This is a genomic window from Microvirga zambiensis WSM3693 (genome assembly GCF_016735695.1).
In the GTDB taxonomy this organism is placed as follows: domain Bacteria; phylum Pseudomonadota; class Alphaproteobacteria; order Rhizobiales; family Beijerinckiaceae; genus Microvirga; species Microvirga zambiensis.
On the sequence record NZ_JAERQD010000110.1, the window covers coordinates 1 to 11,585 of the forward strand.

General features: G+C 62.2%; 7 protein-coding genes and 4 pseudogenes. 4 read left to right on the top strand and 7 right to left on the bottom strand.

The features are described from left to right. Positions 1-255: 255 nt before the first annotated feature. A pseudogene (locus tag JKL46_RS32865) lies at positions 256-558 on the bottom strand (integrase core domain-containing protein); the annotation flags it as partial. A 127-nt stretch (positions 559-685) separates the two neighbouring features. Here JKL46_RS32865 and JKL46_RS32870 point away from each other — a divergent pair. Then, positions 686-1,978: an IS110 family RNA-guided transposase gene (locus JKL46_RS32870; RefSeq protein WP_201842516.1), complete on the top strand. Its 1,293-nt coding sequence runs from the start codon at positions 686-688 to the stop codon at positions 1,976-1,978. Positions 1,979-2,188: 210 nt separating this feature from the next. On the opposite strand, the pseudogene JKL46_RS32875 reads toward JKL46_RS32870, so the two are convergent. Together JKL46_RS32875 and JKL46_RS36745 are read right to left on the bottom strand one after the other, a co-directional pair. Next, positions 2,189-3,000 (bottom strand): annotated as a pseudogene (locus JKL46_RS32875) (IS3 family transposase); the annotation flags it as partial. Between the two features lie 160 nt (positions 3,001-3,160). After that, positions 3,161-3,781: pseudogene (locus JKL46_RS36745) on the bottom strand (group II intron reverse transcriptase/maturase); the annotation flags it as partial. A 557-nt stretch (positions 3,782-4,338) separates the two neighbouring features. On the opposite strand from JKL46_RS36745, the gene JKL46_RS32885 reads away from it, so the two are divergent. Continuing rightward, entirely contained in the window at positions 4,339-6,279 is a 1,941-nt protein-coding gene (locus JKL46_RS32885; protein ID WP_201842517.1) for a PHA/PHB synthase family protein, read from the top strand. Positions 6,280-6,399: 120 nt separating this feature from the next. Then, entirely contained in the window at positions 6,400-6,639 is a 240-nt protein-coding gene (locus JKL46_RS32890; RefSeq protein WP_036359725.1) for a DUF6489 family protein, read from the top strand. A gap of 92 nt (positions 6,640-6,731) precedes the next feature. Here the strand turns inward: JKL46_RS32890 and JKL46_RS32895 are convergent, their stop codons facing one another. Beyond that, positions 6,732-7,079 carry a hypothetical protein gene (locus JKL46_RS32895; RefSeq protein WP_201842520.1) on the bottom strand — a complete coding sequence of 116 codons (348 nt, stop codon included), beginning with the start codon at positions 7,077-7,079 and terminating at the stop codon, positions 6,732-6,734. 52 nt (positions 7,080-7,131) lie between these two features. Here JKL46_RS32895 and JKL46_RS32900 point away from each other — a divergent pair, with 52 nt between their 5' ends. After that, a complete protein-coding gene (locus JKL46_RS32900) occupies positions 7,132-7,533 on the top strand; it encodes a hypothetical protein (protein ID WP_201842522.1) in 402 nt (133 codons plus the stop codon). A gap of 182 nt (positions 7,534-7,715) precedes the next feature. On the opposite strand, the gene JKL46_RS32905 is transcribed toward JKL46_RS32900, so the two are convergent. From JKL46_RS32905 to JKL46_RS36750, 3 genes and pseudogenes are all read right to left on the bottom strand, one after another. Further along, positions 7,716-10,034 carry an NADP-dependent malic enzyme gene (locus JKL46_RS32905; RefSeq protein WP_201842524.1) on the bottom strand — a complete coding sequence of 773 codons (2,319 nt, stop codon included), beginning with the start codon at positions 10,032-10,034 and terminating at the stop codon, positions 7,716-7,718. A 342-nt stretch (positions 10,035-10,376) separates the two neighbouring features. Beyond that, positions 10,377-11,348, bottom strand: coding sequence for a Bug family tripartite tricarboxylate transporter substrate binding protein (locus JKL46_RS32910; protein ID WP_201842526.1), 972 nt, complete (start codon positions 11,346-11,348; stop codon positions 10,377-10,379). A 160-nt stretch (positions 11,349-11,508) separates the two neighbouring features. Continuing rightward, a pseudogene (locus tag JKL46_RS36750) lies at positions 11,509-11,585 on the bottom strand (beta-ketoacyl-ACP reductase); the annotation flags it as partial.

Here is an 11,585-nt window from a genome sequence, read left to right on the forward strand (position 1 = left end):
ATCAATGGTGACAAGGCCGCGGACTTTCAGGTCAAAGTGGCTGGGCTCACCGCGCTCGCCAAAGGTGATTTTTATCTCTGAATTAGCACATTCGTGCGCCCGAAGAGGACATAGAGATGAGCGACTGGATTGCGTACGATCGCTGGCCGGAATGTGGGATGCAGCGGCCGGGCTACGTGTTTGAGCTCAAGAATGCCGAGGGGCAGAGCCTGTTCACGAACTGGCCTGCCCCATGCGGGTGATCCGGGTGTGATGTTAATTCAGCGTTGGTCTGGGCGCCAGCTTGGAAGCAGGGATCAGAACCTCTGGTGCGGGGGGCCGGTAGCCCAAGGATGAGTGCGGGCGCACCGTGTTGTAGTGCCGGCGCCAACTCTCGATGATTACCTGCGCCTCGTCCAAGGTGTAGAAGATTTCTCCTTTCAGCAGTTCGTCCCGCAGCTTCGAGTTGAAGCTCTCGCAGTAACCGTTCTCCCACGGGCTACCCGGCTCGATGTAGGCGGTCTTGGCACCCACAGCCGTAATCCACTCGCGCACCGCTTTGGCCACGAATTCGCTGCCGTAGTACATGGGGAAGCAGCGCGGCGGAGCTGGCCCGGGTTGCGCAGCCGCGCTGCGTGGGGTGGTCATGGCCAGCCAGCAGGTCTCACAGTGATGTCGCTGAACACACGCTGGAGGCCGACCGACCATGACCGATCTCAATCCTACACCTGTCCCTGCCACTCTGGTAGCAATCGACATCGCCAAGCACCGCCACGAGGTGCTCATCGAGGCTGCTGGCCATCAGCGGCGTCGGCGGCTTACAGTTCTGAGCAGCAAGGCGGATCATGATCGCCTCGTCGAGACCCTGATGGCTTACGGCGGCCCGGTGCTCATCGGTTTCGAGGCCACAGGTGACTACCATCGTGGGCTAGCCTACCGCCTGCTCTCGGCAGGCTTCGAGTTGCGGCTGATCTCGTCCGTGGCGCTCGCCCGGACACGGGAGGCCCTGCACAACGGCTGGGACAAGAACGATCCCAAGGATGCGCAGGTCATCCTGCACATGCTCCGGATCGGAGCGACCCAACGCTATGTCGATCCCCTGGCGGCCGGGATCAACGACCTCCAGGAGTTGTCGAAGACCCACGAGGCGATCTCAAAGACCAAGACCGAGACCTGGCACCGGATCCTGACCCATTACCTGCCCCTGTACTTTCCCGAGATTGAGCGCTTCGCCGGCAACAGCCGCTCCGACTGGTTCCTGGCGTTGCTCGAACGCTTTCCCACGCCCTCCGGCATCATGGCTCTGGATCGGGACAGCTTCGTGCAGGAGGCATGGCCTGTGATCGGCCGCAAGGTTTCCAAGGCCAGGTTGCTCAACGACATCTACGAGACCGCACGCGCCTCCACGGCTCTGCCCGTGGCGCAAGAGTCTGCGGCCATCATCATGTTCCGCATGGTGCTGGCTGAGGTCCGCAGCCTGATCCGCCAGCGGGATCAGATTGAGAAGCTGGCTGATGCAATGCTGACCGATCACGCTGACTATCAGCGGCTGTGCACGATCCCGGGGATCGGGCCGATCCATGCCCTGACAATCCTGGCGGAAGCCGGGGATTTGCGCCGCTTTGGTCATCATCGCCAGTTCCTGAAGTTCTGCGGCCTTGATCTGGCCACCCGCAAATCGGGCACGTTCCGTGGCCGCACCAAGCTGTCGAAGTACGGCAATGCCCGCCTGCGCCGGGCGCTGTGGATGGCGGCTCAGGTCGCAGCGCGCCAGCGCGACAACAGCTTTCGGGATAAACTCGGCCGCTACACTGCGCGCGATCGCTTTGACGCCGATCTGCGCCGCAAGGCCGTGACAGCGTTAACCGCCAAGATGGCGCGTGTGGTGCACGCGGTGATCAAAGGCGGAGCAGAATACCGGCCGTTCTTTGAACGTCCGGCGCCGGGTGGAAGGACCTCTCTCTGTGTGGGCCGTGAGGGCGCGCAAGCGACCCTGTAGATAATGTTTGGGCCTTCCACCTGGGGTGTATCTCGTATTGAGGACGGTGAGGACCACGGCATGCCCGCTGGATCCTGTGTTTGCTATGGGAGAGAACAATCCCGTTGACGGTGGAAGCCACCTGGCTCAATCTACCTGAAGCGCCGATCCAGCAAATCGGCGTGCTGAGATCTGCTGGCCCAGTGCCCCTGCTGCTCCCCCACATAGGACGTTGTCTACCCGTAGGCTCTTCGGCCGACCGCGGCTCCGAGCGATCTCATCGAGCGCTTCCACCACCTGGTAGGCCCGGAAACTCACTCGCGGCACTATCGCCAGTGACTCTCGCGTATGGCAGTCCACCACGGTCAGGATCCGGAACGGACGTCCGTCGAAAAGCTGGTCAGCCATGAAGTCCATCGCCCACACCTCGTTGGGACCACCCACCTCCGGACGACCCTGTCGGTAGCGCCAGGCGCGCTTGCGCTTGGGTGCCTTGGGCCGGATCGACAGCCCTTCCTCGCGATAGAGCCGATAGGTGCGCTTGTGGTTCACCGGCCAGCCTTCCCGCCGCAGCAGAATGTGCAGCCGACGATAGCCGTAGCGCACACGGGCGGCCGCGAGCTCCTTGAGCCGCATCCGCAGTTCGACCTGCGGATCAGATCGCTGGCGGTAGCGCTGCGAGGAGCGTTGGAAGCCGGTGGCGGAGCATGCCCGTCGTTCGCTGATGCCATAGGCTTTCTGCAGATGGCCTGCGATCTCGCGCCGAACGACGGGCTTCACCACTTTCTTTTGAGCACGTCCTGCAACATGGTCTTGTCCAGGCTGAGATCCGCCACGAGCTTCTTGAGCCGGGCGTTCTCATCCTCGAGCTGCTTGAGGCGGCGGATCTCGGTCACGCCCATGCCGGCGAACTGCTTCTTCCATCTGTAGAAGGTCGGCTCGGTGACGCCCATTTTGCGGATCACCTCGGCCACCGGTGTGCCGCTTTCCGCCTGGCGCAGGGCAAAGGCGATCTGCTCTTCCGTATACCGCGATCTCTTCATGGCACTGACCCTCCTCAAGGATCAAAATGCCCGGAAAAGTTGTCCTCGGGATGGACCAGTTTGATGGGTCAGGACCAATGCGCGGATCGCCGATGCGGTGCTCCACGAACCGGAGGAGCCATGTCTGGTCCACCGTGTCGAAAAATCCCGCGATGTCGGCGTCCAAGATGAAGCTCACTTTCCGCTGCTCGATCCCGACATGGAGCGCGTCCAGCGCATCGTGCTGGCCGCGTCCCGGCCGGAAGCCGTAGCTGAAACCGAGGAAGTCTTCCTCGTAGATCTGGTTCAGCACCGCTGCGGTCGCCCTTTGGACCAGTTTGTCTTCGAGGGCTGCAACGGCCAGCGGGCGCTGCCGTCCATCCGGCTTCGGAATGTACCGTCGCCGGGAGGGCAGCGGGCGATACGCCCCTCGATGAACCCGGTCGTGCAGATCCGCAATCTTGCGATCAAGGTCTGTCTCGTAGGTTCGCCAAGTCATCCCATCCACGCCGGGAGCGGCCTCGCGCTTGAGGGCGCAGAACGCCATCCTGAGGGCCTCCGGGGTGATGTGATGGAAGAGCGCCGTGAACTTCTCCTTCTCTCTGTGCCTTGCGGCTTGCCGTATGCGGTCCAGCACCTGGGACACACTTTCCCGGTCCTGAGCCCGGCATGTGTTGTGCTGATCCGCCTTCCCCTTGGTTCCTGCCCTTGGCTCCCCTTGCTCCGCAATCGGTGGCCCGACTTTGTTCGCGAGGTTCATTGCTACTACGGCAGGATCTGACTCCTCGGGATCGTTCATCATCGGCTTCGGCTCCTCGCCTTCCCGATGCGGACCAGCCGTGGCGTGCCACGCTGGCCAATCCCGAGGTCTCCCGGTTCCCGTTCAAGGAGCGTCCATGCATGCCAGGGTCTCTGACCACGTCGGGTCGAGCCGGCCCTCGCGCTATCGTGCCGGCTCATGTTGCCTTCCGCATACAAGAAGAACGTCGGCACCCGAAAAGCGTCACTTTCGCGGCTCAATGGCTGGCCTACATGCTCCCCTGTCAACGCTTCACGGGTGGCCTCACGACCGTCCGCGCATGACTCGGGGCCAATGTGGATCGCTACTCCTTCATTGCGATGGACTTGCACCATCTACTCCTTGCCGGTCTCCCGGCGCACTCTTGCGCTGACCCCAACATCACGCTTGATCGCCGATGGATCTTGATCGGAGCAGGTTGAACTCGCCCCTCGGCTCATCCGCTTTCGCTTAGTTCACCCTACCACACCTCGCTGGCAAAGCAGGCAGCGGCACCTAGATGCTTACGCAAGGCAGAACTTTGCCTGAGAGCAGCAGCTACAGAAACGCGGAGGGCGCTCATGACAGGGCAGGATGCGGATAAGGTCCAAGGGCAGATGGGCAGGAACATGCCCGGTCCCGATGTGATGCTGAGGCTTTGGGCCTCATGGATGGACCAGATGTCCACCCCGGCAAAGGCCTTGGCTGATCCAGGCACCGCGTGGTGGCAGATGACAACCGACAACCCCACTTCGGGCCTTATCGGCGGAGGTGTCGATCAGCTCCAGAGAAGCCTGTCACAGGATCCCACACTCCGCTCCATCGACCAGATGTGGAATGCCAATCCCCTGCGCGAGGTCGTACCCGTCGACTGGGCCGAGATCGCCCGGGCTCTGCGGATCGTCTGGTTGCGCTCACTGAACAAGCCCACCACAGCTTTGTCCGTAGCGGACTTCAACCAGGATCTCTGGCGCTCCGCGCTCGACGTGTGGCACGAGGTAGGGCATCGCTGGCTTGGTCTTGCCGGCTCATCGTCAGCCGGAAAGCCAGCTTCCGCCACAGACAAGCGGTTCGCTGCTCCCGAGTGGCACACCAACCCTGTCTATCGCACTCTCCAGCAGATCTACCTGCTGGCGTCGGACTGGCTTCTGCAGCAGGGCGATGTGGAGGGCATGGACGAGGCCGAGCAGCAGCGCATCACCTTCCATCTGCGCCAGTTCGTGGATGCCATGAGCCCCGCCCTTATCCTGCTGTCGAACCCTGTCGCTCTTCGCAAGGCCATCGAGAGCGGGGGAACCAGTATTGCGGCTGGTGCCGCCAACCTGGCCGCCGATCTTCAGGCCGGGCGCCTGAGCATGGTCGACACCGAGGCCTTCGCTCCGGGACGGAATCTTGCCCTTACTCCCGGGAAGGTGGTCCATCGCAATCGCCTGATGGAGCTGATCCAGTATGCGCCGACAACCAAGAAGGTTCACAAGACGCCGCTGCTGATCCTGCCGCCCTGGATCAACAAGTACTACATCCTCGACATGCAGCCGAAGAACAGCCTGGTGCGCTACCTGGTTGATCAGGGCTTCACCGTCTTCCTGATCTCCTGGAAGAACCCGGATGCGTCCATGGATGAGATTGGCATCGAGGACTACATGGACCTCGGGCCGCTGGAGGCCAGCGATGTGGTGCGCGAGATCACGGGCAGTCCGACTGTCAACGCCATGGGTTACTGCATCGGTGGGACGCTGCTGACAATGACCTTGGCTGTTCTCGCCGCCAAGGGTGACAAGCGGTTCAACTCGGCCAGCTTCATGGTCTCCCTGCAGGATTTCTCACGCGTGGGCGACACTGCCGTGTTCATGGATGAGCCAGGAATCGACCTGATCGAACAGCAGATGATGGAGCGCGGCTACCTCGACAGCCGCGAGATGGCCAACATGTTCAACCTGCTGCGCTCGAACGACCTGATCTGGGCCAATGTCGTCAACAACTACCTGATGGGCAGCAAGCCGCCGGCTTTTGATCTGCTCTACTGGAACAGCGACGGCACCCGGATGGCGCGTGCCGCTCATAGCTGGTACCTGCGCAACACCTATGTTGAGAACAACCTGATCGAGCCCGGCAGGATCACGCTCAAGGGCGAGGCGATCGATCTCGGCCGCATTGGCCAGGATACCTATGCTGTGGGGGCGGAGAAGGACCACATTGTGCCCTGGGACGCAGCCTGGCGCATCACGCAGCTGTTCGGCGGAAACGTGCGGTTCGTCCGCGCCTACAGCGGCCACATTGCCGGGATCATCAACCCACCGGGTGGCAAAGGTGCCTACTGGACGCGAGAGACTGGGGACGAAGCAGCGGGCAGCCCCGAGCAGTGGCTGCAGAGCGCCGGCCCCCATGAGGGGAGTTGGTGGCCAGACTGGACCGCGTGGCTTTCAGCTCGCTCCGGCCGAAAGAACGCACGACCACCGATGGGCAGCGCGAAGCACCCATCCCTTCTGGATGCACCCGGCACATATGTGATGGAAAAGTAGAATGGCCGAGGTCAATCCAAGTACCAATCGTACCGCGTAGCCCGGTTTGGTTGACCTCAGTAGCGATATACGCGACCACCGATCAGCAGCTCATCTGTTGATGCTGGAGCAGGATGTCAGATGAAAATCACCATGGATGTTGAGTGTACGCCTGAAGAGGCACGAGCCTTTCTGGGGCTGCCGGATGTGAAGCCGATGCAGGAGCAGCTCATGCGCGAGGTGCAGGACCGCATGACCGCGAACATCCGGGCGATGGAGCCTGAAGCCATGCTGAGAACCTGGCTACCGGCTACCCTCAAAGGGTTCGAGCAGATGCAGGAGATCTTTATGTCCCAGATGACCGGGACGAAACGAGAGTGAGTGACAGCGAAAGGCTCAGCTGCATCGATCGGACTCTAAAGCTTTCTGCGCTTGACGAAGTCTGCTGACGTTGGCACCGGCCATCGGGTCGGCTAGTTGCCTGCCTTCGACGACTTCTTCTGTGCCGAGGACCGCCGGTCACCCTTCCGGCCGGCGCCATTGCCGCGCTCGTCGCCCAACGATCCGCCGAGGGCGCTCGTCACGACCTCACCGGCGGCTCCAATGGCAGCCGCTGCGACCTCCAATGGAGCGGCAACGATCTCGGCACCCAGGCTTCCTGCGGCCGAGACGGCGTCCCTGCCCTCTTGCGTTCCGCTACCCTGCCCCTGCTCGCCCTGCGGCTTCTCGAGCACGTTGGCAACCGCCCTGAGGGCCTCCGCCATCACCGCCCGGGCCTGCGGGGAGGTGAGCGTTGACTCAAGGCTTGAGAGCCACGCCATCGGGTTCAGCAGGCTGCCTTGGGACCGTGAACGGGCCCCGGAGCGGGCCTGAGTGGTGGACCGCGATCGCGCTGTGCCGGAGGTCGAGCGGGCCGCCGTGCGCGATCCTGCGGACGAACGGGCCTTTGCGGGAACAGCCTGGGACTTTGTCGCGGATCGGGAGCCGGCCATCGCTTTGGGCTGGGCACGCTTGGAAGTGCCAGCTTCCTTCTTCGTGGCAGACCGCGAGGTGGATTTCGACACGGACCTCTCCGGCGTTTTCCGGCTCCTGCTGGGTTGGGAGGTGTCGTCCTTTTTGGTTCTAGCCATTGTCATTCTCTCATCTGCTTGGACCGCAAGCCGGCCATACCGAGGAACAGCGCTCCTCCGCGATGACAATGACGGCGCGGCCGTTCGGTTCGTTCGCACAAAAAGGAAAGATGAACGGGCCCCGCTCTCCATGGAAACACCATAGGGGCATAGCGGCGCTCTCTTTTTACGTCCCTAAACGTCGCCTATGGGTCAAAGAGTAATGAACAGGGAATGGAATGAAGGTCCGCATACCGCCTCATGGGCCGACCAAAGCGCTTCTTCCGCCTCGTGCCAGGAAGCGACATTCGCTTAATCACACCAAAGCGCGTTCCATCACTCCAAGGATTATTGGGCGATGTCGGCCTCGACTGATGTCAGGGCCGTCATGTTCGTAATTCGCCGAACCGTGCTCGTCGGCGTCAGGATATGCACCGGACGCTTGGCCCCAAGCAGAATTGGACCGACCGTGACGCCCTGGCCCGCAACGGCTTTGAGTACATTGAAGGTGATGTTGGCTGCATCGAGGTTCGGCATCACCAGCAGGTTGGCTGCCTCGCTGAGGCGGGAGTCGGGGAACACCCGATCGAGAATGCCTTTGTTGAGCGCCGCATCGCCGTGCATTTCGCCCTCGACCTCGAGATCCGGCGCCCTGTCCTGGATCAAGCCCAGGGCTTCCCGCATTTTCACGGCCGAGGCAGTCTGTGCGCTGCCGAAGCTCGAATGCGAAAGCAGCGCCACACGCGGCGTGACGCCGAAACGCCGGACCTCGTCCGCCGCCAGCAGGGCAATCTCGGCAATCTGTTCAGCGGTCGGGTTTTCGTTGATGTAGGTGTCGGTGATGAACACCGTCTGGTTCGGCAGCATCACCACGTTCATCGCGGCCAGCGTATCGATGCCGGGCTTTCGTCCCACGACGTCGACGATGTGCTTCAGGTGGGTTTCGTAGACACCAGACGTGCCGCAAAGTAGGCCATCCGTTGCATGGAGGCGCAGCAGCATCGCTCCGATCAATGTGTTGTTGCGGCGCATTTCGGCAAGAGCCGTGTCCCGGGTGAGGCCTTGGCGCCGGCGGAGTTGGTAGTAGTCCTCTGCCAGCTCTGCCAGACGGGCCTCATCGTCGACGTTCACCACCTGGTACTCGCGTCCCTCAGACAAGCGCAGACCCAACTCACGGATCTTGGTGCGGATCGTGTCGGGACGCCCGATCAGCAATGGCTCGGCAAGACCCTCCTCGACCGCCACCTGCACGGCCCGCAGCACACGCTCGTCCTCACCCTCGGCATAGGCCACGCGCTTCCGTACCTTGGCGGCCGCGGCAAAGACAGGCTGCATGATCGTGCCGGAGCGATAGACGAAGCCCTGGAGCCGATCACGATAGCCCTTCAGGTCGTCCAGGGGCCGTGTTGCAATCCCGCTCTTCATGGCGGCCTCGGCCACGGCAGGGGCAACCGCCGTGATCAGGCGAGGATCGAAGGGAGCCGGGATCAGGTACTCCGCTCCGAAGCGGATGTCGCGCCGGCCATAAGCCGCCGCGACCACGTCGGACACGTCCTCCTTAGCCAGAGCCGCGATGGCGCGCGTGGCGGCGAGCTTCATCTCCTCGTTTATCGTTGTCGCCCCCACATCGAGCGCGCCGCGGAAGATGAAGGGGAAGCACAGGACGTTGTTGACCTGGTTCGGATAGTCCGACCGACCGGTCGCGATGATGCTGTCGGGACGCGCCGCCTTGGCTGCTTCGGGGCGGATCTCCGGCTCAGGATTGGCCAAAGCCAGGATCAGCGGCCTGTCCGCCATGACCTTTACCATCTCGGGCTTGAGCACCCCGGCCATGGAGACACCCAGGAACACGTCTGCTTCCGGCATGACATCAGCAAGTGTTCGGGCTTCGGTGGCCTGGGCATAGCGCTCCTTTTGCGGATCCATGCCCTGGCCTCGGCCCACGTAGATCACGCCTTTGCTGTCGGTGACCCACACGTTCTCGCGCCGGACGCCAAGCCCCACCAGGAGATCGAGGCAGGCGATGGCAGCAGCGCCAGCCCCGGAGCATACGAGCTTGACGTCCTCAATGCGCTTCCCGACGACCTCAAGGCCGTTGAGGATGGCAGCTGCCGCTACAATGGCGGTGCCGTGCTGATCGTCATGGAAGACCGGGATCTTCAGGCGCTCACGCAGGCGGCGCTCGATCTCGAAGCACTCCGGAGCCTTGATGTCTTCAAGGTTGATGCCGCCGAAAGTCGGTTCGAGGGACGCAATGATGTCGACGAGCTTATCCGTATCGGTCTCGTTCAGTTCGATGTCGAAGACATCGATGCCGGCGAACTTCTGGAACAGGCAGCCCTTGCCCTCCATCACGGGCTTGGAGGCAAGCGGGCCGATGTTGCCGAGGCCCAGCACCGCCGTGCCGTTCGAGACCACCGCGACCAGGTTCGAGCGACTGGTATAAAGGGCCGCGGCGCTCGGATCGGCATGAATGGCCATGCAGGGAGCCGCGACACCCGGGGAGTAGGCCAGGGCAAGATCGCGCTGATTGGTCATGCCCTTGATCGGCAGGACGGCAATCTTCCCGGGCCGTGGGAAGCGGTGGTACTCCAAGGCACTCCGGTTGAGAGCCTCTACCGCGCTCTGATCCAGGTCCGTCGCGCTCGAATTCACCTCTTGGCCCATGGCACTCCTCCCGCCTGATGTTTCAGGTCTGCCGAATATTTCTAGGTAAAGCCCATGCTCGTTCGGCAAAGGCTACTCTTAAGGGCAGGAAGTCCCGGCTGAGCGCTTACGCTGCGACCCCGAGTATGATGCACTCAGGGCTGCCCGTTCGGATGGCCTCACCTTCCAGCGACAGCATCCAGGTTCGCCGATCGATCCTGAATGTCACGATGGTGTCGTTGTCCTCATTGGCAACGACCAACCCGGCCATAAGGGATGAGGCCAGCAAGAGGCCTTAAACCCATGGCACATTGTCCGAGGTGACGAATTCGTCCATCAGACGAGTTAGCTTCAACCCAATCACTAACCAAGGCCAAGCTCTTTCAGGATTGCTGTGATACGAGCCTGCTCCTCCTTGATGAACGTCCCGAACTGGGCGGAGGGCATGTAGAGATCGACCCACTCCCGTTCCTGGAGGAGTTTCTTCCAGGACGCGCTTTGCACCAGCTTGGCGACCGCTGCTTCGAGTGCCTGCTTGTCCTCGGCACTGACATTCGGAGGAGCCATCAGGCCACGCCAGTTGACGAGCGTTGCATCGACGCCCTGTTCTCGGAAGGTCGGGATGTCGACGCCGGGCAGGCGCTCCGGCGATGAGATGCCGATGGGCCTGAGCTTACCGACCTTGAACTGGCTCGCGACCTCGTTGAGACCACCGGTCGCAACGGTGATTTTACCGTTCATCACCAGCGGCAGCATCTCACCGCCGGTCCCGACGGGAATGTAGTTCATCTTCTTCACATCACCGCCGCCCGCCTTGGCGACCAGGCCGCACAGAACGTGGTCAGGCGAGCCATGCGCGAAGCCGCCCCAGGTGACCGAGCCGGGATCCTGCTTGAACTTGTTGACCAGGTCCTTGACCGTCTTAATGGGTGAGTCAGCAGCCACGAACAGCGGTTGGTACTCGCCCTGGAGACGGGCAAGCGGGGTGGTCTGCTCAAGGGTCACCGGCGACTTGTTGATCACAGGCGCGCCCACGAGCCCGAATCCGGCCACCATCAGCGACGGATCCCGATCCTTGGCGTTGATGAACTGGGCCAAGCCGATGGTGCCACCGGCTCCCGGCACATTTTGGACTTGCACGCTGGTGGCGATCTTTTCTTTCATCAGCACATCCTGCACCGCGCGGGCGAGCTGATCGTAGCCGCCTCCAGGACCGGCGGGAGCGATGATCTTGAGGCTCTTGAGCTCTTGCGCCCATGCCGGCACCACCGGCAGAAGGCTGGCTGACGCGGCGGCAAGAAGGGCTTTGTTGAAGCTGCGACGATCTAAGGTCAATTTCGGTCTCCCATGGTTCTTCTTCTGTACATCATGTTGGTTGGCCATGCCCTTGATGGGCGGTGCTCCGCGAGGGTTTAGTCGAGAGCCTGCGAGTCAGCGAGTTCGCTGCTTTTAAGTGCTGGTTTACGTGTTCAACGCTTTCGCGGGCCACATCCTATCAGGCCATGTACTGGCCGCCGTTCATGGACAGGGTCGAGCCGGTCACGAACCCGGCCTCGTCGCCCGCGAGGAAGA